Genomic DNA, 25492 nt, shown 5'->3' with positions numbered 1-25492 from the left:
GAACGCATTCCGTGATTACCCCAAACACCCTGTTGACCATCGCGCTTGCCCCGCTCGTCGGTGCCGTCATCGTCGGTTTCTTCGGCGGACGCCTCGGGCGCGCGGCCTCGCACTGGATCGCGATCCTGGGCGTGGCGCTGTCCTGCGCGCTCTCGATCAAAGTGCTGTATGCGCTGGTTGCCGGCGGCGCGGACCCATACAACGCCAACGTCTACACCTTCTACGAGGTCGGCAACTTTTCCGCCCACGTCGGCTTCATGATCGACTCGCTCACCGCGATGATGATGGTGGTGGTCACCTTCGTCTCGCTGCTGGTGCACGTCTACACCATCGGCTACATGCGCGACGATCCGGGCTATACGCGCTTCTTCGCCTACATCTCGTTCTTCACCTTCTCGATGCTGATGCTGGTGATGAGCAACAACTTCATGCAGCTGTTCTTCGGCTGGGAAGCGGTGGGCCTGGCCTCGTACCTGCTGATCGGCTTCTGGTTCCCGCGCCCGTCGGCGGCGTTCGCCAACCTCAAGGCCTTCCTGGTCAACCGCGTGGGCGACTTCGGCTTCCTGATCGGTATCGCCGCGGTGTTCTACTGGTGCGGCAGCCTGGATTACGCCGAGGTGTTCGCCAACACCCACCTGATCGACGGCAAGAGCTTCGAGCCGTGGGCCGGTGCGAGTTGGTCGATCCCCACCTTCATCGGCATCTGGTTGTTCATCGGGGCCATGGGCAAGAGCGCGCAGGTGCCGCTGCACGTCTGGCTGCCCGATTCGATGGAAGGCCCGACACCCATTTCCGCACTGATCCATGCCGCCACGATGGTCACCGCCGGCATCTTCATGGTCGCGCGCATGTCGCCGATCTACGAGCTGTCGGAAACCGCGCTGGCCTTCGTGCTCTTCATCGGTGCGACCACCGCCTTCTTCACCGGCCTGATCGGCATCGTGCAGAACGACATCAAGCGCGTGGTGGCCTATTCCACGCTGTCGCAGCTGGGCTACATGACCGTGGCGCTGGGCGTGTCGGCCTACTCGGCCGCGATCTTCCACCTGATGACCCACGCCTTCTTCAAGGCGCTGCTGTTCCTGGGGGCCGGCTCGGTCATCATTGGCATGCACCACCAGCAGGACATGCGCCGCATGGGCGGCCTGCGCAAGTACATGCCCATCACCCACATCACCATGTGGATCGGCACGCTCGCGCTGGTGGGCACGCCGTTCTTCTCCGGCTACTTCTCCAAGGATTCCATCATCCTCGCGGCGCAGGCGGCGGCCGGGCAGGGCGGCTGGGTGCAGATGTACGCCTACTGGGCGGTGCTGCTGGGCGTGTTCGTCACCAGCGTCTACAGCTTCCGCCTGCTGTACTTGACCTTCTTCGGCCCCGAGCGCTTCCGCGAGGTGCACGAGGCGCACGCCGGCCATGACGTGCACGAGGGGCACGACACCCACGCGCACGAGCCGCACGAGTCGCCCGCGGTGGTGACGATGCCGCTGGTCCTCCTGGCCATCGCCTCGCTCGGCATCGGCTTCTTCACCGTCGGACCGATGCTGTTCGGCGACTTCTTTGCCGGTGCCATCCGCGTCCTGCCCGAACACGACACTCTGGCTGCCGTGGCGCAGGCCATCTGGCACGACGAGCACGGCTGGGTGTCGGCCGCGGTCGGGTTCGGCCTGCACTTCATCGCCTCGCCGGTGTTCTGGCTGGCCTTCGCCGGCTTCGCGCTGACCACGTACATCTACCTGTTCAACCCGTCGCTGGCCGACCGCATCCGCAGCGCGGCGGCATGGCCGGTGCGCGTCCTGGAAAACAAATACGGATTCGACGATCTGTGGATCAAGGGCCTGGCGGGCGGCAGCGTGCGCCTCGGGCAGAGGCTCTGGAAGCACCTGGACGCCGGCCTGATCGACGGCGTGATCGTGAACGGCTCGGTCGCCCTGGTGGACCGGGTCGCGGGAATCATCCGGGTGGCCCAGACCGGGCGCCTGTACCACTACGCGTTTGTCATGATCGTCGGCCTGATCGCCCTTCTGGGCGGGCTGATCGTGGCGATTCGCTGACACGCATTCCGAGGATCCACGCCCCATGCTGCCCCACGACTCACTCCTCAGCGCGCTGATCTGGCTGCCGATGCTCGGCGGCGCGGCGGTGCTGCTCTACTCCAAGCGGCCCGAGGCGGCGCGCTGGTTCGCGCTTGCGGTGGCGCTCGTCACCTTCGTCTTGAGCCTGCAGCTCTACGCCGATTTCGACCTGGCCAGCCCGGCCATGCAGTTCGTCAGGGACGTGGAGTGGATCACGGCCTACGGCATCCGCTACCACCTGGGCGTGGACGGCATTTCGGTGGCGCTGGTCCTTCTGACCACGTTCACCACGATCCCCGTGATCATCGGCGCCTGGCGCTCGGTGGACAAATGGGTGGCGCAGTACATGGCCGCCTTCCTGATCCTGGAAGGGCTGATGATCGGCGTGTTCTGCGCGCTCGACACCATCCTCTTCTATGCCTTCTTCGAAGGCATGCTGATCCCGATGTTCATCATCATCGGCGTCTGGGGCGGGCCGCGGCGCGTGTACGCCACGCTCAAGTTCTTTCTCTACACCTTCTTCGGCTCGGTGTTCCTGCTGATCGGCCTGATCTACCTGTACGTGAAGGGCGGCAGCTTCCAGTTCGCCGACCTCTACGCCCAGCCGCTCACCATGACCGAGCAGGCCTGGCTGTTCCTGGCCTTCTTCGGTGCCTTCGCCATCAAGATCCCGATGTTTCCGGTCCACACCTGGCTGCCCGATGCGCACGTCGAGGCACCTACCGGCGGATCGGTGATCCTGGCCGCGATCATGCTGAAGATCGGTGCCTACGGTTTCCTGCGTTTCTCGCTGCCGATCCTGCCCGACGCCAGCGCCGAGTATGCCGGGGTGATGATCGGCCTTTCGCTGATCGCGGTGATCGTCGTCGGCCTGGTGGCGCTGGTGCAGGCCGACATGAAGAAACTGGTGGCCTATTCGTCTGTCGCGCACATGGGCTTCGTGACGCTGGGCATTTTCGTGGCGCTCTGGCTGGTGCGCGATGCCGGCAATCCCGATGCCGCGCAGCTCGGCCTGCAGGGCGCGATGGTGCAGATGATCAGCCACGGCTTCATTTCCGGTGCCATGTTCTCCTGGGTCGGCGTGCTCTACGACCGCATGCACACGCGCACGATCAAGGATTACGGCGGCGTCATGCAGGTCATGCCGTGGTTCGGCTTCTTCGTGATCTTCTTCTCGATGGCCAACTCCGGTCTGCCGGGCACCTCCGGCTTCGTCGGCGAGTTCATGATCATTCTGACGCTGCTCCAATCCAACGTATGGATCGCGGTGGCCGCGGCGACGACGCTGATCATCGCCGCCGGCTATTCGCTGTGGCTGGTCAAGCGCGTGATGTTCGGGCCGATCACCAATCCGGCGGTCGCGGAAATGAAGGACGTGAGCCCGCGCGAGACGCTGGCTCTGGGGCTGTTCGCCGCCGGCGTGCTGGCGCTGGGCGTGTATCCCAAGCCGCTGACCGACCTGATGCAATCCTCGATTGCGCAACTGGCGATGCAGATCGCCGCGACCAAGCTGTAAGGCAGGGAAACGACGATGATCACTTCCGCCGACTTTCTGCCGATGCTGCCCGAGCTGTTCCTGCTTGCCGCCACCTGCGGCCTGCTGCTGACCGACCTGTTCCTGAGCCAGGAGCGCCGCGGCTTCATCCACTTCCTCGCGCTGGCGATCCTCGCGGTGGCCGCGGTGCTGACCCTGCGCGGCGTGCCGGGCGTGCCGCTGCCGGTGCGGGTCTTTTCCGACACCTTCCAGCGCGATGCCGTCGGCGACCTGCTCAAGCTGTTCATCTACCTGATGACCGCGCTGGCCTTCGTGTACGCCAAGCCGTACCTGAAGGATCGCAACCTGTTCAAGGGCGAGTTCTACATGCTCTGCCTGTTCGCGGTGCTGGGCATGATGCTGCTGGTTTCGGCGGGAAACCTGACGGTGGTGTACCTGGGCCTGGAACTGCTGGCGCTGTCGTCCTACGCCCTGGTGGCGTTCGATCGCGACAACCGCCTGGCTTCGGAGGCGGCGATCAAGTACTTCGTGCTCGGCGCGATGGCCTCGGGCATGCTGCTGTACGGCATGAGCATGCTCTACGGCGTCACCGGCACGCTCGACATTGCGCGGATCTCCGAAGCGGCCGCCGTGCTGCAGGGTGATCAGCGCACGCTGTTCCTGTTCGGGGTGGTCTTCATCGTCGTGGGCGTCGCGTTCAAGTTCGGTGCCGCGCCGTTCCACATGTGGCTGCCTGACGTCTATCAGGGCGCGCCGACGGCGATCACACTGTTCATCAGCGCCGCGCCCAAGCTCGCGGCGCTGGGCATGGCCTATCGCCTTTTCGACAATGCCGCCGGCAGCATCGACATGCACTGGCAGATCGTGCTGGCGTGGCTGGCCTTCCTGTCGCTGGCGCTCGGCAACCTGATCGCCATCATGCAGACCAACTTCAAGCGCATGCTGGCCTATTCGGCGATCTCGCACGTCGGCTTCCTGTTCCTGGGCCTGGCCAACGGCACGCCGGAAGGCTATGCGGCCGCCACGCTCTACGCCATCTGCTACACCCTGATGGCAGCCGGTTCGTTCGCGGCCATCATCCTGATGTCGCGCAAGGGCTTCGAGGCCGAGGAGCTGAGCGACTACCGCGGGCTGTTCCGTACCCACCCGTGGTTCGCGCTGATGATTCTGCTGCTGATGTTCTCGCTCGCCGGCGTGCCGCCGCTGTTCGGCTTCTGGGCCAAGCTGGCGGTGATCCGCGCGGCCATCGACGCGGACCTGCTGTGGCTGGCGATTTCCGCCGTGGTGTTCGCCGTGATCGGCGCGTTCTACTACCTGCGCGTGGTCAAGATCATGTTCTTCGATGCGCCCTCCGACGAGGTCACGATCGAGCCGCAGGCCGACCCGCAGCTGCGCTGGGTGTTCTCGGTCAACGCGCTGGCGATGCTGGTGCTGGGCCTGTTCTGGAGCCCGCTGCTGGATATGTGTCTGGCGGCGTTCCGCGGCTGAGCCGGGAACGCGGCACTCAGCAGCCGGCCACCACCGCCGAATAGCGGCTCTGGGGAAGGGCGACGCTGGTTCCGTCCACCGGCTGGCGGTAGACGCCCGGGCCGTAGCGTTCGATCAGGTCGCCCTTGTAGGCATCGAAGAAGCGCCGGAAGAAGGCTTCACCCAGGCTGCCGGTCGCGCGCAACCGGTCGGTTTCCGGATCGTGCGCGAGGCGCACCGGCACCAGCGGCGACGGGGCAGGGCCGGCCACCAGCCGTGCGCCGCGCGACGGATCGAACACGCTGCCGTGCGCGCAGCACACGATGCGACCCGGCGCGTCGGCCAGCGCGCCCGTGTCGGACGCATAGCTCAGGAAGCTCGCCTGCGCGGTCGGGTAGCTGAGCTGGTGGGTGCAGATCGCGACGAAGGCGACGAGGCTGGAATCGGGACCGACGCCGGCGGGGCTGCGATAGCTCTCCCCGTCCATCGTGCTCAGCTCGTCCACCGTCTCGGTCCGGGACCTGAGACGGATCAGGAAGCAGGGAATGGCGCGGAACGGATAGCTGAAGATCAGCGCTTCGCCGGTCGGGATCGCCGATGCCTTGAGCGGTGCGCCGTCCGCATCCACGAGTTCGGCTGCCGGATAGTCGACCATCGGGCCGGCAAAAGCCCGGTGCCCGGCGAGTCCGGCGAGGAGGGGGGTGCTGGCGCAGAGCGTCACGAAGCGTCGTCGATCCATCGGGTGTCCGTCCGGGAGGGCGGGGCCGTCAAGGCGGCCCCGCTGGATGCCGCGTCAGGCCTTGAACATGTCGCGGTACATGCCGCGTGCCCACTCCAGGGTGGCCAGGCCGTTGGCCGTCGTGCGGTCGTTGTGGGCCTTGGTGTCCTCGGAGGCTCCCACGATCAGGTCCTTTTCCGCGTCGTAGACGTAGCGGCCCGTGACCCAGATCGCCTCTTGCGGATCGGCGCTGACCATGGAATAGCACAGGTTCGAGGGCGAGGCCCACTCGATTTCCTTGCCCTGCGCGCGGGCCGCCAGCAGGCGGGCGATGTAGTGGCCTTCGCTGTTGGCGGTGCTGCCGCTCTTGGAATAGGGCTGGGGCCGCGAGTCGCCGGTCACGTACACATAGGGATCGCCGATGAAGTTGTAGAAGCGCGTGTCGATGTCGGCTTCTTTCTGGTTGCTCTTCGAACCGGGTGCCATCAGGCCCAGGGTTTCAATGAGCGTGGAGGCGCGCACGTTGGGATAGATCGCGGCCTCGTCGAAGGCGTAGTCGTCGAACTCGGTCCTGATGATGCGCTTGCCCACGTCGACGCCGGTGACCGGCGAGCTGGGCTTCCACTCGATGATGTCCTTGTAAAGCTCGTCGAAAGCGGCGTGGAAGCCGGCGGCCTTGGTCTTGATCTCCGGATTGGCGTCCAGCACGAGCACCTTGGCCTTGAGCTTGTTGCGCCTGATCACGGAAGCAATCATGCAGGCGCGCTCGTAGGGTGCCGGCGCGCAGCGGTAGTTGCCAGAAGGCACGGTCTGGATGAACAGCCCGCCCTCGAACTCCCGGATCTTGCGGCGCAGCGTGACGTGCTCGGTCGGCGAGGTGAAACCGCCGGGATAGCGCTGGCGCAGTTGGGTGCGGGTTTCCACATCCTCGACGCCGATCTTGCCGTAGTCGTAGTCCAGCCCCGGTGCCAGCACGAGGAAGTCGTAGGCGATGTCGCCCGCGCTGGTGGCCAGCCGTTTGCTGCCGCGGTCCAGGCCCGTGACCGTGGCGTTGAAGAAGGTGTAGCCGTTGTTGGCCGCGGCATCGAGGTAGCTGTGGTTGGCCAGGAACTCCAGATCGATGATGCCCGTGTACAGCAGGTTGCTGGAGAAGCACGAGGCATACATGTCGCGCTTTTCGACCAGGACCACGTCGAACTTCGGGTACTCCCTTTTGGCGTACTTGGCAATCGTGAGTCCCGAGGTGCCGCCGCCGACGATCACCAGCCGCGGGCCGTTGGCCTTGGGCAGGTCCGCCAGGGTGCGGGTTGATACCGCAGGCACCTCGGCCGCGCCAGCCGCGCGCGCCGGACCGGCCAGAAGACTGCCGCCGACGACCATCGCAGCCGGCCCTGCCGCCAGCGCACCCGCGCCGAGCTTCAGGAATTGGCGACGCTTGTTTTGTTCGCTCATGACGTTCTTACCCCTCTGCAAGAAGTGATGTGGGTTCCAGGGCAGGCGACGTCCGCTCCGGCCGGAGCGTGCTGCAGGTTGAATTGACGGCCGTGTTGGATGCGCATTGTTGTGGTCCCCGTTTGCGTATTCCACTTCGCTTTGGAGGTTTTTGCCGGTGCGGAAACGATCAGTCCGAACGGCTCGAGAAGCCGGTCTGATTGCCGCAGTGCAGCGTGAATCTGTCCGGGCGAAACGGTATACAGCATGTCGACTATACCCCACGGGGTATGCTGATCCGCAATGGGGAAAGGCGGCAATGAAGATTCGACCGATCTGGAATGCGCACGTGGCCGGGGTAGCCCTCGGCCTGGTGCTGTTGGGGACTTTTCTTGCGACCGGGCACGGCCTCGGCGCGTCCGGGACGCCGACGGCGATCGCCGCGGTCGCGTCGAACGCCATCGCGCCCGAGGCCACCGCAGGCAATGACTATCTGGGCCCGATGGTGGCCGACGGAGCCAATCCGCTGAACGCGTGGATCGTGTGGGAGGTGATCGGCGTCGGCCTGGGCGCGCTGCTGGCGGCCTGGTGGTCGGGGCACCTGCGGTTCCGGATCGAAGGCCCCCCGCGCATGAACAATCCGGCTCGGATGGCGCTCGCGCTGGGCGGCGGGATTCTCTCCGGCTTCGGTGCCCGCCTCGCGGCCGGCTGCACCAGCGGCCTGGGGCTCTCCGGCGGCGCGGTGCTCGCCACCGCCGGATTCGTCTTCCTCATCGGTTTCTTTGTCGCCGGCATCCTGGTCGGCTTTGCTACCCGGAGGCTCTGGAAATGACCCTGCTTGCATGGAATTCGCCGCTCTCGGGCCTGGTCTGGGGCGCGCTGTTCGGCTTTGTGCTGCAGCGCGGGGGCCTGGGCAACGGCTGCCGCCTCACCGCCCAGCTGCGGCTGAAGGACTGGACGGTGTTCAACGTGATGTTCACCGCCATCGTGGTCGCCGCATCGGGGTTGTACCTGCTGCAGCTGGCGGGCGTGCTGCAGTGGTCCGAACTTTATGTTCCGACCACTTTCCTGTGGGCCACGCTGCTGGGTGGCGTGCTGGTCGGTGCCGGCATGGGGGTGGGTGGCTACTGCCCCGGCACCTCGGTGGTCGGCGCCGCGGCGGGACGCCTGGATGGCGTCATGTTCTTCATCGGACTCGTCCTGGGCGTGGTGCTGTTCGCGACGTTCTTCGACGGGCTCATTCCGCTGCTGGCGGCGGCCCCCGGGCCGCAGGCGCAGACCCTGGGGCAGCTTCTGCACATTCCCGATGGCGTGGTGCTGCTGGTGCTGATCGCGGTCGCCGCCATCGGCGGCTGGCTCACCCGGCGCGTTCCCGTTTCCGAATCGATCATTTGCGCCGACTGAGGCGCGCGGAGTTCCGACATGAACAAGAAATCCCTGCCGCTGGCCGCCGCGCTGTCGACGGCACTGCTGTCGATCGGTGCCCTGGGCGGCTGTGCCGACCCCACGCCGCCGGCCAGCGAAGAAGCACCCAAGAGCGCCGCCGCCAATCCCTGCGCGCCGCCGCCACGGGCCGCCAATCCCTGCGCCCCGCAGCCGCGGGCCGAGAAGAAGGAGCAGGGTGCCGCGCCGCCCAATCCCTGCGCACCCAAGCCAGGAGGCAACTGATGGCCAGCGCCGCCGTACGCATCGATCCGGACCGGCCGCGTGTCAGCCTTGCACGCGGCGCGCTGCTGGGCGAACTCGGCGCGCAGGGCCGGCTGCGCGCCCGTCGCACGCAGGCTTCGGCGCGGGATCTGGTCGAACTCCTGAACGACTACGCCACGCGCGGAATCACGCCACTGGCGGATGCCCTGGGCGTCGCCGATCCGGTGGCGTGGGAGCAGTACGCCAATGACGCGCAGCGCGATCAGCGCGCCGGCGAATTCTTTTTCTACTACCACTCGCACGATCGCGCCGTGCGCGGCGAGCACGGGCACTTCCACCTGTTCGTGGCCTTGCCCGAAGCGCAGGGGCCAGGTGCCAACCACGCCCACCTGGTCGGGATCGGAGTGGACGCACGGGGCATGCCGCGGCGGCTGTTCACCACCAACCGCTGGGTCACCAACGAGCGCTGGCTGGGAGCGGACGCGACGCTCGCGGCGCTTGAGCGGATCACCCGCGAGCCGGCGCAGGAAATGACGGCAGTCGAGCGCTGGCTGCGTGGACTGGTGACGATATTCATGCCGCAAATCGTGGCACTGCTCCGCCACCGCGACCGCCGCGCCCAGGTGCGCGGCAGCCGCGTGCTCGAGGATCGCCGCATGCATGTGTTGAGCGAGTGCCCCGTGTCGCTGCAGGCCCAGGTGGCAGCCATCGATCAGGTTCTTTCGTGAAATCGGACGGTCAGGAGACCCAGCGTATGTTCCAGCGAATTCTTGCCATGCTGCTTCTGCCCCTCTTGGGCGCGTGCGGCACCGCCGCCAGCCAGGTGGAGCTTCCCGGACCGCTGGTGTCGGTCGAATGGCTGCAGGCCCACCGCAGCGATGTGAACGTGCTCGACGTGCGCGAGGATCCGGCCGCCTTCACCGGTGCCCCGGAGTTCGCCGAAGCCAACGGCACCAGAACGCTCACCCGGCTCGGCGGACACATCCCCGGCGCGCTGCTGCTCGACTTCTCGCGCGCGCGCACGAAGCGCACGGTCGACGGGCGCGAGATCGACCACATGCTGCCCGATGCGCAGAGCTTCCAGGCGCTGATGCGCGACGTGGGCGTGAAGGCCGATCGCCCGACCGTGATCGTCTCCGACGGCACGACCGGCAGCGATCTGGACATGGCGGCGCGCATCTACTGGTCGATGAAGGTCTACGGCGACGACGCGCTCGCGATCCTCGACGGCGGCACCGCGGCGTGGATCGAGGCCGGCCAGCCGGTGATCGGCGAGGCGGCCCCGGGCGGTGGCGGAACCTGGAATGCCGGTGACGAACGCAGCGCGCTGTTCGCGCGCTCCGACGACGTGGCGGGCGCGGCCGCCGATGGCCGCCAGATCATCGACGCCCGGCCACTGTCGTTCTACCTGGGGCTGGAGCGCAAGTCATCGGTCAAGGCCGCCGGCCACATCGAGACCGCGCTGGATTTTCCGCCGGAGGTTCGCGCGGAAAAGCGCGGCGGCGCGATGCACTTCCTGTCGGCACAGAAGTATGCGGGGGTGTTCGCGCACCTGGGCATCGACCCGGCCAAGCCGGCGGTCGCCTATTGCAACACCGGCCACATGGCATCCGGTGCGTGGTTCGTGCTCAGCGAGATCATGAAAAACCCGGACGTGAGCATGTATGACGGCTCCATGCACGAATGGACGGCGGAGGATCGTCCGGTGGTGGGGCTGCCGTGACGCGTTGCAGCGTCGGTCGACGCGACGAATGCCGAGGCAGCAGGGGTGAGCATGGACTCTTCTGATCACAAGCCGGGCCGGGTGCTGCCCGCGGCGGAAGCGAGCCTGAGTCCTTCCGGGCGCTCGCGCCGAAACCTGTTCGCGGCCGCCGCCGCGGGTGCCGCCGCGGTCGCGCTCGGCAGGGCGCAGGCCGCCGCTGCCGAAGTCGATCCCAAGCTGCTGCCGCCGAACGTGCCGCCTTGGTCGCAGGCCCTCGGCAAGCCGGTGGGCGTCGATCCGTACGGCGCGCCTTCACCGTTCGAGCGCAACATCATCCGGCGCATCAGCCCCGGCCTCACCACGACCACCCAGTCCTCGGTGGCGTTCACGCCGCTGCAGAACCTGTTCGGCATCATCACGCCCAACGGGCTGCACTTCGAGCGCCACCACAACGGTCGCCCCGACATCGATCCGTACGCGCATCGGCTGATCATCCATGGTCTGGTGCGCGAGTCGAAGATCTACACGATGGAGGACATCCTGCGCTTCCCGTCGGTCTCGCGCATCCACTTCATCGAGTGCGGTGCCAACTCCGCGATGGAGTGGGGCAACCCGGCGGTGCCGACGGTGCAGTACACCCATGGCATGCTCGGCTGTGCCGAGTGGACCGGCGTGCCGTTGTCCACGCTGCTGGACGACGTCGGTTTTGATCGCAAGAAGGCGAAGTTCATCCTCGCCGAAGGCGCGGACGCGGCCGGCCTGACCCGCACCATCCCGATCGAGTTCGCGCTCGACGACGTGCTGCTTGCCTACGGGCAGAACGGCGAGATGATCCGGCCCGAGCAGGGCTACCCGCTGCGCCTGCTGGTGCCGGGCGTGCAGGGCATTTCATCGGTGAAGTGGCTGCGCCGGCTCAAGGTCGGCGACCAGCCCTGGAACACGCGCGAGGAATCCCTGCAATACAGCGACCTGATGCCGGACGGCTCCAGCCGGCAATACACCTGGATCCAGGAAGCCAAGTCGGTCATCACCTCGCCCTCGGGCGGGCAACACCTGCTCGACAAGGGCGGCTACTACCAGATCACCGGACTGGCCTGGTCGGGCCGCGGCAAGGTCAGGCGCGTGGACGTGTCGACCGACGGCGGCCGCAACTGGCGCACCGCGGTGCTGCAGGAACCGATCTTGTCCAAGGCGCTCACGCGCTTTCGCCTGGACTGGCATTGGGACGGCAGCCCGGCGCTGTTGCAGAGCCGCTGCATCGACGAGACCGGCTATGTCCAGCCGAAGATGCGCCAGCTGCGCGAGGTGCGCGGCACGCGCTCGATCTATCACAACAATGCCATCCAGACCTGGCAGATCGATGCCGAGGGCAAGGTGCACAATGTCCAGGTCTGATCGCATCGCGCGCATCGCGCTGGCGGCAGGGCTCGGTCTTGCCGTGGCCGCTTCCGCCGCTTCGGCCACCGGCTTTGGCCTCGGCCGCACCGCCACCGCCGAGGAAATCGCCGGCTGGGACATCGACGTGCGTCCCGATGGTCAGGGTCTGCCCGATGGCGAAGGTTCGGTCGATGACGGCGAGGCGATCTACGAAGCCTCCTGCGCGGTCTGCCACGGCTCGTTCGGCGAGAGCAACGAATACATGGCGCTGGCCGGCGGCGTCGGTTCGCTCAAGAGCGATGCACCGGTCCGCACCGTGGGCAGCAAGCTCAACTACGCGACCACGCTGTTCGACTACATCAACCGGGCGATGCCGTACACCCACTCCAAGTCGCTCAGCGCCGACGAGGTGTATGCGGTCTCGGGCTACGTACTCAACCTCAACGACATCGTGGATTCGGATTTCATCGCCAACCGCGAAACCCTGGTCGCGGTGCAGATGCCCAATCGCGACGGCTACGCGCCGTTCCCCGGCCTGTCGCGCGTGGACGGGAAGTCCGACGTGCAGAACACCGCCTGCATGCGCGACTGCGAGAAGGAGGTCGCCATCAGCGGCACCCTGCCTGAGGGGTTCGTCGAATCGATGTACGGCGACATCGACGAAGAGTTTCGCGGGCTGGCAACGATGAACAAGCGCGCGCCATCGGGCGCGATGATCCCGGCTGCGGCGAGGGCAGGGAGCGCCGCGGCGGCACCGCAGGAACTGGTGGGCCAGCACGGCTGCACGGTTTGCCACGGCATCGACCGGGCCATCGTCGGCCCGGGCTTTCGCGCCGTGGCGGAAAAGTACGCGGGCGATGCTGCGGCCGAGGCGCTGCTGCGGCAGAAGATCCGCGACGGTGGCTCGGGAACCTGGGGCGATATCCCGATGCCGCCGCAGGTCGGGCCAGGCGATGCGGAACTGGATGCCATCGTGCGCTGGACGCTCGATGGCGCGCCGGACAAATGACGTACCGCCGTCCGGCTGGACGCGGGATTTCGACAATTTCATTGGAAGAGGAAGAGGCGATGATCAAGACGAGGCGACGGTTTCTGCAGCTTGCAGGCGGCGGGGCGCTCGCGCTCCTGGCCGCGCCGCACCTGCTTCCGCGTGCGTTCGCGGAAGAAGCCAGGCGGGTGCCGCCCGGCTTCGGGCGCAAGGAGTTCATTCCCCAAGGCTTCGACGAAGTGCTGCGGGAATTGGGCGCGGACGGCTCGACGCCGTCGGCGGACATCGAGCTGCACGCCCCGGAAATCGCGGAGAACGGTGCCGTGGTGCCGATCGAAATCACCAGCAAGCTGCCGGGCACCCGGCGCATCGCGATCCTCTCGGACAAGAACCCGCACGCGCTGACCGCGGTGTTCGCCATCCCCGAGGGCACCGAAGCCTGGGTCTCCACCCGCGTGAAGGTTGCCGAGACCTCGAACGTGATTGCCCTGGTCCAGACCGATGCGGGCTATTTCCACACCGACCGGCTGGTCAAGGTCACCCTCGGCGGCTGCGGCGGCTGATCACCCACACATACGACGGAGACATGACATGGCAGACCCGATGAGGATCCGCGCGAAGCTGACCGGCGATGTGGTCGAGGTGAAGGTGCTGATGTCGCACCCGATGGAAACCGGGTTGCGCAAGGACGGCGACGGCAACGTGGTGATGGGCCATTACATCACCAAGGTGACGGTGACCTGCAACGAGCGTGAAGTGATGAGCGCCGACTGGGGCCCGGCGGTTTCCAAGAATCCGTTTCTGGCGCTGCGCTTCAAGGGGGCGGCGGTGGGCGACACGGTGCGCATCACCTGGGTGGACACGGCCGGCGAGACGCGCACCGACGAAGCCAAGGTGGGCTGACGCCCGGCAAGCAAGAGGAGGCCTGCGATGAAATGCAAGGATTTTGGTGGGCCGCTCCTGCGCGGCGGCGCGTGGAGTTTTCTGGCGCTGGGCCTGGCGGTTTGTTTCGGCCCGACCCGGGCCGGCGAGCCGGACGATCCGCTGGCCGAATATCGCGAGATGTTCGGCGACGACAATCCGGCCGAGCTGTGGGAAGTGCGCGGCGAAAGCCTGTGGCAGGCTGCGCGCGCCGAGGGCAAGAGCCTGGCCGATACCTGCGATCTGGGCCTGGGCGTGGGCAAGACCCGCGCCGCCTACGTCAAGCTGCCGCGCTATTTCGAGGACACCGGCCGGGTGCAGGACCTCGAATCGCGCCTCCTGACCTGCATGACGCGCCTGGGTGCCGACGGGGACGCACTGGTGAAGCAGCGCTTTGGCGACGGCGACAAGAAGTCCGATCTGGAAGGCCTGGTGGCCTATCTGGTCGAGCAGTCGCGCGGCGAAACCATCGACGTATCGCTCGACCACCCGGAAGAACGCAAGGCCTATGAGCTGGGCAAGGCGGCCTTTTTCTACCGCGCCGGCACGCACGACTTTTCCTGCTCCACCTGCCACGACGCGCCCGGCAAGCGCATCCGGCTGCAGGAGCTTCCGCATCTGGCCACGCCGCAGGGTGCGCGCGAGGCCTACACCACCTGGCCGGCGTATCGCGTCTCGCAGGGGGAGTTTCGCACCGTCGAGTGGCGCATCGGCGACTGTTTCCGGCAGCAGCGCCTGCCCGAACTGGTCTACGGCTCACCCGTGGCGGTGGGGTTGACCCTGTTCCTCGCGCATACGGCGAACGGCGGCCAGATGGCCGCACCCGGGCTCAAGCGATGAAGGAGGCGACAATGAAACTCGCGATGCTGTCCTTGCTGCTGTCGGGGATGATGCCGTGGACGCTGGCGGCCGAACCCGGTGCGGCGGACGTCAAGGCACAGATGCAGGCCTCGTTCCAGGCACGCGGCCAGGCCGGAATGGACCGGCTGGACCAGGACGCGATCCAGGCCGCGTGCTCGAACCCCGAGGGCGCGAGCGCCGAGGTCACCATGGGTCTGGCCGACGCGAGCCGCGCAGCCGTGAAGTATCCGGCGGACGGGGTTTACCTGGGCGACTGGCGGCGCGGCGAGCAGATCGCCCAGCGCGGCACCGGCCTGCAGTACTCGGACAATCCGGGCGAACCCAACGGCGGCAACTGCTACGCCTGCCATCAGCTCGCGCCGACGGAAATCGCCTACGGCACCATCGGCCCCTCGCTCACCGGCTACGGCAAGAATCGCGGCAGCTCCGAAGCAATGCTCAAGCTGGCCTGGAGCATGGTCTACGACATGAAGGGCTACGTGCCCTGCTCGAACATGCCGCGCTTCGGTGCCAGGCAGATCCTGACGGAAGACCAGCTGCGCGACGTGATGGCGCTGCTGTTCGACCCCGATTCTCCGGTGAACCAGTAGGGCAGGCCGCACATGGATCTTTCGCGTCGTGAATTCGTTGGCGTTCTCGCCGCCGCCGCCGCGGCCGGCATGACTTTCGGCCATCGTGCCCTGGCTGCCGCGGATGCGGGCGCGCTGTATGAGGCGGCAGCCTTCGGCAACGTCGGTCTGCTGCACTACACCGACTGCCATTCCCAGCTCCTGCCGATCCACTTCCGCGAGCCCTCGCAGAACCTGGGCATCGGCAGTGCGCGCGGCAAGCCGCCGCACCTGGTCGGCGAGGCGCTGCTGAAGTTCTACGGTATCGCCCCGGGCACGGCCGAAGCGCATGCGCTGTCGTGCATCGATTTCGTCGACGCCGCGCGGCGCTATGGCAAGGTCGGCGGATTCGCCCACCTGTCGACCCTGGTCAAGCGGCTGCGCGCCGAGCGTCCGGGCGCGCTCCTGCTGGACGGCGGTGATACCTGGCAGGGCTCGGCGCTGTCGCTGTGGACCGGCGCACAGGACATGATCGAGGCCCAGCTCGCGCTCGGCGTGGACGTGATGACCGGACACTGGGAGTTCACCTACGGTGCCGAGCGGGTGCAGGAGGTCCTCGCAGGGCCGTTCAAGGGCAGCATCGACTTCGTGGCGCAAAACGTGCGCACCGCCGACTTCGACGACGAGGTGTTCCAGCCCTTCACCCTGCGTCGAGTCAACGGCGTGGACGTGGCGGTCATCGGCCAGGCCTTTCCCTACACCCCGATCGCGCACCCGCGCCGCTTCGTCAGCGAGTGGACCTTCGGCATCCAGGAGGACCGTCTCCAGCAGGTCGTGGCGGACGCGCGCAGGGCCGGTGCCGCGGTGGTGGTACTGCTCTCGCACAACGGCATGGATGTCGACCTCAAGCTCGCCTCGCGCATCACGGGCCTGGACGCGATCATGGGCGGGCACACCCACGACGGGATGCCGCGCCCGGTGGAAGTGAAAAATCCCGGCGGCCGCACCCTGGTGACCAACGCCGGCAGCAACGGCAAGTTCCTGGGCGTGCTCGACTTCGATGTGAAGGACGGCAAGGTGCGCGACTACCGCTACCGCTTGCTGCCGGTGTTCGCCAACCTGCTCGAACCCGATCGCGAGATGGCGGCCCTGATCGAGCGGCACCGCGCGCCGCACCGCGCCAGGCTGGAGGAGGAACTCGCGGTCTGCGACGGCCTGCTGTACCGGCGCGGCAACTTCAACGGCAGTTTCGACCAGGTGATCCTGGACGCGCTGCGCGAGGTCAAGGGGGCCCAGATCGCCTTCTCGCCCGGCTTCCGCTGGGGTACCACGCTGCTGCCCGGCACGGCCATCACGCGCGAGCACCTGATGGACCAGACCGCGATCACCTATCCCACCGCCACCGTCAACGAATTCACCGGCGCGCAGATCAAGGCGATCCTCGAAGATGTCTGCGACAACCTGTTCAACCCCGATCCCTATTACCAGCAGGGCGGCGACATGGTGCGCGTGGGCGGCATGAGCTATGCCTGCGAGCCGGGTGCGGCGTCGGGAAAGCGCATCAGCGACATGCGCCTGGGGGATGAGCTTGTCGACGCCGAGCGCACCTACAAGGTGGCCGGCTGGGCACCGGTCGGCGACGGCGCGACGGGAGCGCCGATCTGGGATGTCGTGGAAGAGTACCTGCGCGCGCACCGCACCCTTGCCGCGCCCGCGGTGGAGCAGCCGCGCCTGATCGGCCAGCCGGACAATCCGGGCTGGATCGACGCATGACGATGCCCCGCACGCTGGCACGCGCAATGGCCGCCAGCGTTCTCTTGCTGTCGGGCTTTGCCGCATCGGAACAGCCGGACTGGGAAGCCAGCCGCATGGAGCTTCCGCTGGTGCAGGTTGGCCCGCACACCTGGGTAGTGCTCGGGCGGCTGGAGGAGGCCAGCGCCGCGAACGAGGGCTTCATCGCCAACGCGGGTTTCGTCATCGGGGACGATGGCGTGGTGGTCTACGACACCCTGGGTTCGCCGGCGCTGGCGGACCGGATGATCCGGGAAATCCGCCGCCTGACCGACAGGCCGATCCGGCTCGCGGTGGTCGGCCACTACCACGCCGACCATTTCTACGGCATTCCCGCGCTGCGCGCCGCGGGTGCCGCGATCTGGGCCGATGATGCGGCCAGGCTTTACCTCAATTCCGAGGCGGGCGAAGCGCGCCTCGCCGAACGCCGCGCCCAGATCGGGCGCTACCTGGGAAACGACTTCAGTCTGCCGTTGCCCGATCGCTGGATCACGGCCGATGAGGAATTCGAGATGGCCGGCGTGCAGTTCGCGCTGCATCGGCTCGGGCCGGCGCATTCGCCCGATGACCTGGCGCTTCTGGTGAAACCCGATGGCGTGCTGTTTTCCGGCGATCTGGTCTATTCGGGGCGGGTGCCCTTCATCGGCGAGGCCAATACCCGGCAGTGGCTGGACTCCCTCGACCGGATGCTGGGCATCCCTGCGACGGTGATGGTGCCGGGACACGGTCCCATCTCGCGCGAGCCGCAGCGCGATGCGCAGCTTACCCGTGACTACCTGCGCTTCCTGCGCCAGAAGATGGGCGAGGCGGTGGCCAACTTCGAGTCGTTCGACGAGGCCTATGCGCGGATCGATTGGTCGCGATTTTCCGAGGTTCCCACCTTTGATGCTGCCAATCGGCAGAACGCCTACAGCGTTTTCCTGGAGATGGAACAGGAGTCTCTGGCGCAATGAGCGGATCAGGCGAACTTGACCAGCAGGCGCGTGAGCTCGTCGGTGGAGGCGCGGATGTCTGCCGGTTGCGGGGCGTCTTCGACGTGGGCGAGCACGCTGCAGGCCAGCATCTCGTAGAAGGCCCGGTCCAGCGCGCGGCGCGCGGCAGTCATCTGGATCGCCACTTCCTCGCATTGGGCACCGCCCTGGATGAGCGCCTGGATCCCGCGCAGCTGGCCTTCGACGCGCGCCAGCCGGGTCGCCACTTTCTTGCGGTCGTCGCGTTCCTCACGCATCGACATTCTCCACACAAGGTCATCGGACAGGCCGCACGCGGCACGCGCGGCGACGATCAATTCTGGCACATCTCCCGCACCATGCGGGTTTCCGGGGGGCGGCCTGCCGGCAATGGCACGGTGCCTTGCCCGGGGCCCGGCGTGATGAAGGAAATGCCTCATCCAGCAGCAACCATAGACAACACGAGGGGAGTCATCATGGGGATCCAACGCGCAGCGAGTCTTGTTCCATTCCGGTCGATCCATCGTTCGCGTACCGCGCTGTGCATCGCGCTTCTGGTGGCCGCGACCGGCGTGCAGGCCACCGACGGGTATTTTTCACACGGCTACGGCATGAAGGCGAAGGGCCGGGGAGGGGCCTCGATCGCCATGACCGGCGATGCCTTCGGCGGTGCCAACAATCCGGCCACCATGGCGTTTGCCGGCGACCAGATCGCGCTGGGCCTGGACGCATTCAGCCCGCGCCGCGAGGCCACGCGCAGCGGGCTGGGGCCGGGGCTCGATGGCACCTCCAAAAGCGGCAGCAACTGGTTCCCCGTCCCCGAGTTCGCGTGGAACCGGATGCTGACCGAAGAGCTGGCGCTGGGCGTGACGCTCTACGGCAACGGCGGCATGAACACCGACTATCCCGGCAGCGGCTTCAACTGCGGGCAGGGCGAGTCGAACATGCTGTGCGGCATGGGGAGCCTTGGCGTCGATCTGACCCAGCTCATCGTCGCGCCCACCGTGGCCTACCGGATCACCCCGTCGCAGTCGATCGGCGTGTCTCCCCTGCTGGTCTACCAGCAGTTCGAGGCAACCGGCCTGCACGCCTTCGCCGGCACGCCGGGCCTTTCCGCCGCGCCGGACAAGGTCACCAACAACGGGCACGACAGCTCCACCGGCTATGGCCTGCGGATCGGCTATTACGCGGCCCTCGGTGACGCCTTCTCGCTCGGCTTCAGCTATGCCAGCAAGATCAGGATGAGTCGTTTCTCCGACTACGCCGGGTTGTTCGCCGACCGCGGCCGCTTCGATCTGCCGGAAAATTACGGATTGGGTCTGGCCTGGCATGCCGCTTCCGATGTCACGATGGCAATGGACTATGTGCGCATCGGGTACGGCAGCGTGTCCTCGATCGCCAACTCGAGCATGGCCCAGGCGCAGCTCGGGTCGGCGAACGGGCCGGGCTTCGGCTGGAAGGACGTCGACGTGTGGAAGCTCGGGCTGGAATGGGCCAGTTCACCGGAATGGACCTGGCGCATCGGCTACAACCATTCCGACAACCCGGTCGGCGGCAGCGACGTCACCTTCAACATCCTCGCGCCGGGCGTCGTGACCGATCACCTGTCGCTGGGCTTCACCCGCACCCTGGCGTCGGGTGGACAGCTGACCATGGCCTACACGCACGCCTTCAAGAATACCGTCCGCGGAACGTCGATCCTGCCGGCCTTCATGGGCATGATGCCGGCCGGCACGGAAGAGATTTCCATGTACCAGGATTCGATCGGCATCCAGTACCAGTGGTGAAAGCGACCCGCGGGCGTCGTGCCACGGCACGGCCCCGCGGGCGCGACACGCCGGGATTCAATGCGGCGGATTCCCCGCGCCAGGCGGGCTGGCCGGCGCGCTGCGGCCCATGACGAAGCGCACCTTCGATGCGCCTGGCACCGCGCGCAGCGCCGCCAGCAGCTCGGGCTCGGCGCGCAGCCTCGTGCCCTCATCGGTGTCGATGATGCCGCGCGCGCTTTCGGTCAGGATTTCTATCGAGAGCGGCGTACGGCCGCCATTCCAGCGCGATACCGTCTCCTGAAGCGCGGTCAGCGCGCCGGGCACAGTGGCATCCAGGCTCAGGCGCACGCGCTGTGCGTGCTGGCGCACCCACTCGTTGACGTCCCAGACGCGCTTGACCCGCATGGCGGTGCCGCCGCGGAATCGATCCTCGTGCAGTTGGCCTTCCAGCAGCACGATGGCGTCGCGCACGAGCAGCTCGCCGCAGGACTGAAATACATCGGCGTAGACGGTCGCCTCGATGCGTCCGCCACCGTCTTCGAAAGCGATGAAGCAGCGGTCCGCGTTGCGCTGGTTGATCGCCACGATCTGCCCGATGAGGAGCACCTGGGTATCGCTGCCGCGCTGGAAGCGGCGCTGTTCCAGCGCGGCGTCCACGCCATCGAGGGTGCAGGTGATGGCCTCGGCCACGAGCTCGCGCACCGGATCGACCGGGTGGCCGCTGAGGTAGAAGCCGAGCACCTCGCGCTCGCGTGCGAGCCGCTCCTCCAGCGACCACTCGGGCAGCGGTGTCACCTGCGGGACGATCGGGGTCGGCTCCGCGCTGGCGCTGCCGAACAGGTCGACCTGTCCGGCCTCGCGATCACGCGCCATCTGCTCGGTGGCGCGCAGCGCATCGGGCAGCTGCGCGCGCAGCGTCGCGCGATTGGCGCCAAGGGCATCGGCCGCGCCGGCGTCGATGAGGGTCTCGTGGACCTTGCGGTTGACCCGCGGCCCGAGCCGCTGGCAGAAATCGAGCAGGTCGCGGAACGCTCCGTCTTCGGTGCGGATGCGCTCGATCTCGCGGCAGGCGTTTTCGCCCGCGCCGCGGATCGCGCCCAGGCCGTAGCGCAGGGTGCGTTCATCCACCGCGCGAAACAGGTAGCCGGAGGCATTCACGTCCGGCGGCAGGACGGTGAGCCCGAGCGCGCGGCTTTCGCGCAGGAAGGTGATGACCTTGTCGGTGCTGTCCATGTCCGAGGAGAGCACCGCGGCCATGAACTGCGCCGGATGGTGCGTCTTGAGCCAGGCGGTCTGGTAGCTGACCAGGGCATAGGCGGCGGCGTGCGACTTGTTGAAGCCGTAGCCGGCGAACTTCTCCATCAGATCGAAGATTTCGTCGGCGCGGGCGGCGTCCAGGCCGTTGCCCAGGGCACCCTCGCGGAAGCGGATGCGCTCCTTCGCCATTTCCTCGGGCTTCTTCTTGCCCATCGCCCGGCGCAGGAGATCGGCGCCGCCGAGCGAGTAGCCGCCCACGATCTGCGCCATCTGCATCACCTGCTCCTGGTAGACCATGATGCCGTAGGTCTCCTTCAGGATGGACTCCACGCGCGGGTCGGGATAGGTGATGTCCTCGCGCCCATGCTTGCGTGCGACGAAGCTGGGGATCAGGTCCATCGGGCCGGGCCGGTAGAGCGATACCAGCGCGATGAGGTCCTCGAAGCGGTCCGGGCGCGCGTCCTTCAGCAGACGCTGCATGCCGGGCGATTCGAACTGGAACACCGCCACGGTACGCGCCTGCGAAAACAGCTCGTAGGTGGCCCTGTCGCCCAGCGGGATGGCGGTGATGTCGAGCGGTTCGCTGCCCGCGCCCTGGCGCGCGCGTTCGGTGTTGATCGCCTTCACCGTCCAGTCGATCACGGTGAGGTTGCGCAGGCCGAGGAAGTCGAACTTCACCAGCCCCACGGCCTCGACGTCGTCCTTGTCGAACTGGGTCACCACGCCGCGGTGCGCTTCCGCCTTGCCGGGCGGTTCGGCGAAGAGTGGCGAGTAGTCGGTCAGCGGCCCCGGCGCGATCACCACGCCGCCGGCGTGCTTGCCGGCGTTGCGCGCCAGGTCTTCGAGCTTGAGCGCAAGGTCGATCAGGTCGCGGATGTCGTCCTTGGTCTGGTACAGCTCGATCAGCTCGGTGGAGACCAGGTCGGCGTTCTCGCCGGCCTTCCTGCTGCGGCCCAGCACGTCCTCCAGCCCGATGCCGAGCACGTTCGGGATGAGCTTGGCGATGGAATCGACGAAGCCATACCCCAGACCCATCACGCGGCCGCAGTCGCGGATCACGCCCTTGGCCGCCATCGTGCCGTAGGTGATGATCTGGCTGACGTGGTCGCGGCCGTATTTCTCCGCCACGTAGTCGATCACCCGGTCGCGCCCGTCGGTGCAGAAGTCGACGTCGAAGTCGGGCATCGAAACCCGCTCGGGATTGAGGAAACGCTCGAACAGGAGGCCGTAGGCGAGCGGGTCGATATCGGTGATGCGCAGCGACCAGGCCACCAGCGAGCCGGCACCCGAACCGCGCCCCGGGCCGACCGGGATGCCGTTGTGCTTGGCCCAGTTGATGAAGTCGGCCACGATCAGGAAGTAGCCGGGAAAACCCATCCGGCAAATCACGCCCAGCTCGGTTTCCAGCCGCGATTCGTAGGCGTCGCGCGTCAGGCCGTGCGGCAGGGCATGGTTGGCGAGGCGCAGCGCCAGGCCGCGGCGGCTTTCCTCGGCGATCCACGAGTTGGCGTCGTGGCCCTCGGGTACCGGAAACTCCGGCAGGGCGTACTGGCCCAGCGTCAGCGTCAGGGTGCAGCGCCGGGCGATTTCCACGGTGTTTTCCAGCGCGCCGGGGAGGTCGGCGAACAGCGCGACCATTTCTTCGGGCGAGCGCAGGAACTGCTCGGGGCTGTAGTCGCGCGGGCGGCGCGAATCGCCCAGCACCCGCCCGGTTGCGATGCACACGCGCGCTTCGTGGGCGTCGAAGTCGGCCGCTTCGAGAAAGCGCGCGTCGTTGCTCGCCACCACGGGGCAGTCGAGCCGGGCGGCCAGCCGCAGCGCCGCCGGCTCGAACAGGCGCTCGGCATCGCGCCCGGTGCGCGTGAGTTCGAGATAGAAGCGATCGCCAAAGCCGCTCCGCCACTGCGCCAGGTACCGCCCGGCGTCGTCCTCGCGCCCCTCCACGAGACACTGGCCCACGTCGCTGCCCGCACCGGCCAGGACGATGAGGCCCTGCGCGTCCTCGCACAGCCAGTCGCGCGTGATCACCACGTGATCGCCGCGGTGGCCGTCCTGATAGCCGCGCGAGAGCAGCCGCGAGAGGCTGCGATAGCCGGCCTGGTCCTGGCACAGGAGGGTCAGCCGCGCCGGCTGTTTGAGGTTCGCGTCTTCGAGCCAGACGTCGGCGCCCACAATGGGCTTGATGCCGGCCTTTTCCGCCGCGCGATAGAACTTGACCAGCGCGAACAGGTTGCTCTGGTCGGTGATCGCGACCGCCGCCATGCCCAGTTCGACGCAGCGCCGCACCAGCGCATCGATGCGGATCGTCGAATCGACCAGCGAATACTCGCTGTGCAGGTGCAGGTGGACGAAACGGGGCTGCATCGGGTCGGGATCAGTGCGCGGGTGAATGAGCCAGCCTAGTGCCGCCTCCAGCGCGCGACAAGGCTTGACGAAGCGCGGCCTGGCGGAGCGCGGTGCAAGTGCCGCACGCGGGGCCGGCGTTCAGCCTGAGAGCCAGCGGGAGGCCAGCGTGACGACACCTTCCGACAGTGCGGCCCAGGTGATGATCGTGGCCCAGCCCACGATCCAGGCGACCAGCAGAAGCGCGCCGTCGCGCTCGATGATCGCGATGGCGTAGGCGAGGATCAGCAGGGCAAACGGATAGTTGGTCAGCGGGATCGGCAGGGCCAGCAGGATGCCGAGCGCCACCAGCTGGAGTCCGGTGAACGCGTGTGCGACCGCGCTGCGGGTCAGGCCGCTCAGGCGCGGGCGGCAGAGGTGCTCCAGGCGCGCCAGCACCGGGCGCATCCGGGTGGCGAATCTGGCCAGGGTTTCGCGCCGGATGGTCCGCTGTCTCGCGCGCTGCGGCAGCCAGGGAGTCCGCAGCGTCAGGAGCATTTCCAGCCCCAGGATGCTCGTCAGCGGGCCGGAAATCGCGCCGGCACCGATCGGAAGCGGAATGAACGCCGGCAGCAGCACCAGCATCAGCAGCACGCCGTAGGCGCGACTGCGGAAGGTCTCGATGATGTCCCCGAGCGCAACGGCCTCGCCCGATCCGCGACGCAGGAGTTCGAACAGCAGGCGGCTGGTGCGAATCGCCTCGTCGGCCTGCGCGCCGGGCGTTGTCCGACTCACGGGCCGGAGATGCCTTCCGCAGAGGGTATCAGGCGCTGGATCAGCAGCTTGTCCACGCGCACGCCGTCCAGGTCCACCACCTCGATGCGCCAGCCGGCGTGGTCGAAACTCTCGCCCGGTGCGGGAATGCGCCCGAACCAGGACACCGCCATGCCGGCGGCGGTGTTGAAATCGTGCTCGTCCTCGCCCGGCAGGGATTCCAGGCCAAGCAGTTCGCGCAGGTCCTCCGACGCCAACCCGCCGTCGACCAGCCAGCTGCCGTCATCGCGCGCCACGACCGGTGCGTCGTCATCGGCATCGTCCTCCTGCTGGTGCATCTGCCCGATCACGGCATCCAGCAGGTCGTCGAGCGTGACCAGGCCCTGCAGGTCGCCGTATTCGTCCACCACCAGGGCCATGTGGGTGCCTTCGTTCCGGAAGGTCTCCAGCAGGGTGATGGCGCGGGTGGATTCGCTGACGAAGGTGGGCGGCAGCAGTTCGCCGAAAAGATCCGGATGCGCGCCGGCGGACAGCAGGCGCGCGAGCGAGCGTGTTTCCAGGATGCCCACGACGTCGTTGTCCGAGCCGCGGTAGACCGGGTAGCGGGAATAAGGGTTCTCGCGCAGGACCTGGAGGTTCTCCTCGCGCGTGCCGTGCAGGTCCAGCCAGGCGATCCGCGGGCGCGGGGTCATCAGGTTTTCGGCGGTGCGGTCTCCCAGCCTCAGCACGCGGTCGATCAGAGCGCGATCCTGCGCGCTGGCGGCCTGCGGAACGGCGTTCGCGGCGGCGTGCGCCGGCAGCGGTGCTTGCGGGTTCGGGGCATTCAGCCGATCCGGTGTGCGCACAGGCTCCCGCATCGTCGGCCAGGGCAGCAGGTCACGCAGGCGCAGCAGTGCCACCAGCGGATAGGCCGCAGCTCGCGCGAAGGCTTCGGGCGTCCAGCGCGCCGCCCGGCGCGGGATGCGATCGCCGAAGATGAAGGTCGCCAGCGCGACGGCGAGGGCCGCTGCCGCTACCCCGAGAATGCCCGCGGCAACCGGCTTAAAACCCCAGGCGCGCAGCCAGGATGCCATCCAGGGGCCGAGTACCACGCCGCCGGTCGCACCGATCAGGATGTCGGCCAACAGCAGGCCGCCGCGCAGCAGCGGGCCGGTGCGTTCGGGTTGCCCGAGCAGCTTCAGGGCCAGCCGCGCGCCGCGGCTGCGGGAAACCATCTGGCGCAGCACGGTGCGGCGGGACCAGGCCAGGGAGCGTTCGGCGAGCAGCAGCGCGCCGCGGGCGGGAATCAGCAGGATGAGTGCGAATAGTTCGGGGATCATGGATGACCGGCTGCGCGCCGGTTCGAAGTGTCCTGACGGATCGGCCGCGTGCCGCTCGCGCGGGAAGCGCCGGTTGCGCA

The 25492-nt window shown here is 67.5% G+C and carries 23 protein-coding genes; 17 read left to right on the top strand and 6 right to left on the bottom strand.

Annotation, left to right across the window (positions count from 1 at the left end; translation table 11 throughout):
* Window positions 1–11: 11 nt before the first annotated feature.
* From nuoL to nuoN, 3 genes are read left to right on the top strand one after another with little or no spacing between them, the layout of a single operon-like run.
* Window positions 12–2054, top strand: coding sequence for an NADH-quinone oxidoreductase subunit L (gene nuoL, locus WB794_RS03315; RefSeq protein WP_337334421.1), 2043 nt, complete (start codon window positions 12–14; stop codon window positions 2052–2054).
* Between the two features lie 25 nt (window positions 2055–2079).
* Window positions 2080–3591 (top strand): NADH-quinone oxidoreductase subunit M, encoded by a 1512-nt coding sequence (locus WB794_RS03310; protein WP_415926633.1) that lies wholly within the window; start codon window positions 2080–2082, stop codon window positions 3589–3591.
* A 15-nt stretch (window positions 3592–3606) separates the two neighbouring features.
* Complete coding sequence (gene nuoN / locus WB794_RS03305; protein WP_337334420.1) at window positions 3607–5058, top strand: NADH-quinone oxidoreductase subunit NuoN; 1452 nt, start codon at window positions 3607–3609, stop codon at window positions 5056–5058.
* A 16-nt stretch (window positions 5059–5074) separates the two neighbouring features.
* Here nuoN and WB794_RS03300 read toward each other — a convergent pair whose 3' ends face one another.
* The gene (locus WB794_RS03300; protein ID WP_337334419.1) at window positions 5075–5776 is read right to left on the bottom strand and encodes a Rieske 2Fe-2S domain-containing protein; all 702 of its coding nucleotides are present in this window, start codon (window positions 5774–5776) and stop codon (window positions 5075–5077) included.
* Between the two features lie 54 nt (window positions 5777–5830).
* On the bottom strand, window positions 5831–7207 hold the full coding sequence (locus WB794_RS03295; protein ID WP_337334418.1) for an FCSD flavin-binding domain-containing protein: 1377 nt from the start codon (window positions 7205–7207) through the stop codon (window positions 5831–5833).
* A gap of 157 nt (window positions 7208–7364) precedes the next feature.
* Here WB794_RS03295 and WB794_RS03290 point away from each other — a divergent pair, with 157 nt between their 5' ends.
* The 13 genes from WB794_RS03290 to WB794_RS03230 are packed head-to-tail and all read left to right on the top strand — an operon-like array spanning window position 7365 to window position 17974.
* Window positions 7365–8018 (top strand): YeeE/YedE thiosulfate transporter family protein, encoded by a 654-nt coding sequence (locus WB794_RS03290; RefSeq protein ID WP_337334417.1) that lies wholly within the window; start codon window positions 7365–7367, stop codon window positions 8016–8018.
* On the top strand, window positions 8015–8590 hold the full coding sequence (locus tag WB794_RS03285; protein WP_337334416.1) for a YeeE/YedE thiosulfate transporter family protein: 576 nt from the start codon (window positions 8015–8017) through the stop codon (window positions 8588–8590). Before WB794_RS03290 ends, WB794_RS03285 begins: the two co-directional genes overlap by 4 nt.
* A gap of 18 nt (window positions 8591–8608) precedes the next feature.
* Entirely contained in the window at window positions 8609–8854 is a 246-nt protein-coding gene (locus tag WB794_RS03280) for a hypothetical protein (RefSeq protein ID WP_337334415.1), read from the top strand.
* The gene (locus WB794_RS03275; protein ID WP_337334414.1) at window positions 8854–9561 is read left to right on the top strand and encodes a DUF6969 family protein; all 708 of its coding nucleotides are present in this window, start codon (window positions 8854–8856) and stop codon (window positions 9559–9561) included. Before WB794_RS03280 ends, WB794_RS03275 begins: the two co-directional genes overlap by 1 nt.
* 47 nt (window positions 9562–9608) lie before the next feature.
* A complete protein-coding gene (locus tag WB794_RS03270; RefSeq protein ID WP_337334413.1) occupies window positions 9609–10556 on the top strand; it encodes a sulfurtransferase in 948 nt (315 codons plus the stop codon).
* Between the two features lie 51 nt (window positions 10557–10607).
* Window positions 10608–11930: a sulfite dehydrogenase gene (gene soxC, locus WB794_RS03265; protein ID WP_337334412.1), complete on the top strand. Its 1323-nt coding sequence runs from the start codon at window positions 10608–10610 to the stop codon at window positions 11928–11930.
* On the top strand, window positions 11917–12921 hold the full coding sequence (locus tag WB794_RS03260; protein WP_337334411.1) for a c-type cytochrome: 1005 nt from the start codon (window positions 11917–11919) through the stop codon (window positions 12919–12921). Before soxC ends, WB794_RS03260 begins: the two co-directional genes overlap by 14 nt.
* Window positions 12922–12980: 59 nt before the next feature.
* Window positions 12981–13463: a thiosulfate oxidation carrier protein SoxY gene (gene soxY / locus WB794_RS03255; RefSeq protein ID WP_337334410.1), complete on the top strand. Its 483-nt coding sequence runs from the start codon at window positions 12981–12983 to the stop codon at window positions 13461–13463.
* Between the two features lie 28 nt (window positions 13464–13491).
* Entirely contained in the window at window positions 13492–13803 is a 312-nt protein-coding gene (soxZ, locus tag WB794_RS03250; RefSeq protein WP_337334409.1) for a thiosulfate oxidation carrier complex protein SoxZ, read from the top strand.
* A gap of 27 nt (window positions 13804–13830) precedes the next feature.
* The gene (soxA, locus tag WB794_RS03245; protein WP_337334408.1) at window positions 13831–14661 is read left to right on the top strand and encodes a sulfur oxidation c-type cytochrome SoxA; all 831 of its coding nucleotides are present in this window, start codon (window positions 13831–13833) and stop codon (window positions 14659–14661) included.
* Between the two features lie 11 nt (window positions 14662–14672).
* Window positions 14673–15272, top strand: a complete 600-nt coding sequence (gene soxX, locus WB794_RS03240) for a sulfur oxidation c-type cytochrome SoxX (RefSeq protein WP_337334407.1) — start codon at window positions 14673–14675, stop codon at window positions 15270–15272.
* A 12-nt stretch (window positions 15273–15284) separates the two neighbouring features.
* Window positions 15285–17003, top strand: coding sequence for a thiosulfohydrolase SoxB (soxB, locus tag WB794_RS03235; protein WP_337334406.1), 1719 nt, complete (start codon window positions 15285–15287; stop codon window positions 17001–17003).
* Window positions 17000–17974, top strand: a complete 975-nt coding sequence (locus WB794_RS03230) for an MBL fold metallo-hydrolase (protein ID WP_337334405.1) — start codon at window positions 17000–17002, stop codon at window positions 17972–17974. Before soxB ends, WB794_RS03230 begins: the two co-directional genes overlap by 4 nt.
* A 5-nt stretch (window positions 17975–17979) precedes the next feature.
* Here WB794_RS03230 and WB794_RS03225 read toward each other — a convergent pair whose 3' ends face one another.
* Complete coding sequence (locus WB794_RS03225; RefSeq protein WP_337334404.1) at window positions 17980–18249, bottom strand: metal-sensitive transcriptional regulator; 270 nt, start codon at window positions 18247–18249, stop codon at window positions 17980–17982.
* A gap of 198 nt (window positions 18250–18447) precedes the next feature.
* On the opposite strand from WB794_RS03225, the gene WB794_RS03220 reads away from it, so the two are divergent.
* On the top strand, window positions 18448–19758 hold the full coding sequence (locus tag WB794_RS03220) for an OmpP1/FadL family transporter (protein ID WP_337334403.1): 1311 nt from the start codon (window positions 18448–18450) through the stop codon (window positions 19756–19758).
* A 57-nt stretch (window positions 19759–19815) separates the two neighbouring features.
* Here WB794_RS03220 and dnaE read toward each other — a convergent pair whose 3' ends face one another.
* The 3 genes from dnaE to WB794_RS03205 all read right to left on the bottom strand — a co-directional run bounded on the left by dnaE (window position 19816) and on the right by WB794_RS03205 (window position 25412).
* Window positions 19816–23361, bottom strand: a complete 3546-nt coding sequence (gene dnaE, locus WB794_RS03215; protein ID WP_337334402.1) for a DNA polymerase III subunit alpha — start codon at window positions 23359–23361, stop codon at window positions 19816–19818.
* A gap of 120 nt (window positions 23362–23481) precedes the next feature.
* On the bottom strand, window positions 23482–24114 hold the full coding sequence (locus WB794_RS03210; protein WP_337334401.1) for an exopolysaccharide biosynthesis protein: 633 nt from the start codon (window positions 24112–24114) through the stop codon (window positions 23482–23484).
* Window positions 24111–25412, bottom strand: coding sequence for a hemolysin family protein (locus tag WB794_RS03205; protein WP_337334400.1), 1302 nt, complete (start codon window positions 25410–25412; stop codon window positions 24111–24113). Before WB794_RS03205 ends, WB794_RS03210 begins: the two co-directional genes overlap by 4 nt.
* Window positions 25413–25492 lie beyond the last annotated feature (80 nt).

Origin of the sequence: Denitratimonas tolerans (genome assembly GCF_037203605.1) — a bacterium.
GTDB classification, from domain to species: Bacteria; Pseudomonadota; Gammaproteobacteria; order Xanthomonadales; family Xanthomonadaceae; genus Denitratimonas; species Denitratimonas tolerans.
The sequence above is the reverse complement of the archived record's forward strand: the minus strand, read 5'-3'. Positions and strand labels throughout refer to the sequence as shown.

Excerpts from the sequence above, each read along its gene's own strand:
- WB794_RS03310 (WP_415926633.1), top strand. The coding sequence starts at position 2,080 with ATGCTGCCCCACGACTCACTCCTCAGCGCGCTGATCTGGCTGCCGATG.
- nuoN (WP_337334420.1), top strand. The coding sequence starts at position 3,607 with ATGATCACTTCCGCCGACTTTCTGCCGATGCTGCCCGAGCTGTTCCTG.
- WB794_RS03300 (WP_337334419.1), bottom strand. The coding sequence starts at position 5,776 with ATGGATCGACGACGCTTCGTGACGCTCTGCGCCAGCACCCCCCTCCTC.
- WB794_RS03295 (WP_337334418.1), bottom strand. The coding sequence starts at position 7,207 with ATGAGCGAACAAAACAAGCGTCGCCAATTCCTGAAGCTCGGCGCGGGT.
- WB794_RS03285 (WP_337334416.1), top strand. The coding sequence starts at position 8,015 with ATGACCCTGCTTGCATGGAATTCGCCGCTCTCGGGCCTGGTCTGGGGC.
- WB794_RS03280 (WP_337334415.1), top strand. The coding sequence starts at position 8,609 with ATGAACAAGAAATCCCTGCCGCTGGCCGCCGCGCTGTCGACGGCACTG.
- WB794_RS03275 (WP_337334414.1), top strand. The coding sequence starts at position 8,854 with ATGGCCAGCGCCGCCGTACGCATCGATCCGGACCGGCCGCGTGTCAGC.
- WB794_RS03270 (WP_337334413.1), top strand. The coding sequence starts at position 9,609 with ATGCTGCTTCTGCCCCTCTTGGGCGCGTGCGGCACCGCCGCCAGCCAG.
- soxC (WP_337334412.1), top strand. The coding sequence starts at position 10,608 with ATGGACTCTTCTGATCACAAGCCGGGCCGGGTGCTGCCCGCGGCGGAA.
- WB794_RS03260 (WP_337334411.1), top strand. The coding sequence starts at position 11,917 with ATGTCCAGGTCTGATCGCATCGCGCGCATCGCGCTGGCGGCAGGGCTC.
- soxY (WP_337334410.1), top strand. The coding sequence starts at position 12,981 with ATGATCAAGACGAGGCGACGGTTTCTGCAGCTTGCAGGCGGCGGGGCG.
- soxZ (WP_337334409.1), top strand. The coding sequence starts at position 13,492 with ATGGCAGACCCGATGAGGATCCGCGCGAAGCTGACCGGCGATGTGGTC.
- soxA (WP_337334408.1), top strand. The coding sequence starts at position 13,831 with ATGAAATGCAAGGATTTTGGTGGGCCGCTCCTGCGCGGCGGCGCGTGG.
- soxX (WP_337334407.1), top strand. The coding sequence starts at position 14,673 with ATGAAACTCGCGATGCTGTCCTTGCTGCTGTCGGGGATGATGCCGTGG.
- soxB (WP_337334406.1), top strand. The coding sequence starts at position 15,285 with ATGGATCTTTCGCGTCGTGAATTCGTTGGCGTTCTCGCCGCCGCCGCC.
- WB794_RS03230 (WP_337334405.1), top strand. The coding sequence starts at position 17,000 with ATGACGATGCCCCGCACGCTGGCACGCGCAATGGCCGCCAGCGTTCTC.
- WB794_RS03225 (WP_337334404.1), bottom strand. The coding sequence starts at position 18,249 with ATGCGTGAGGAACGCGACGACCGCAAGAAAGTGGCGACCCGGCTGGCG.
- WB794_RS03220 (WP_337334403.1), top strand. The coding sequence starts at position 18,448 with ATGGGGATCCAACGCGCAGCGAGTCTTGTTCCATTCCGGTCGATCCAT.
- dnaE (WP_337334402.1), bottom strand. The coding sequence starts at position 23,361 with ATGCAGCCCCGTTTCGTCCACCTGCACCTGCACAGCGAGTATTCGCTG.
- WB794_RS03205 (WP_337334400.1), bottom strand. The coding sequence starts at position 25,412 with ATGATCCCCGAACTATTCGCACTCATCCTGCTGATTCCCGCCCGCGGC.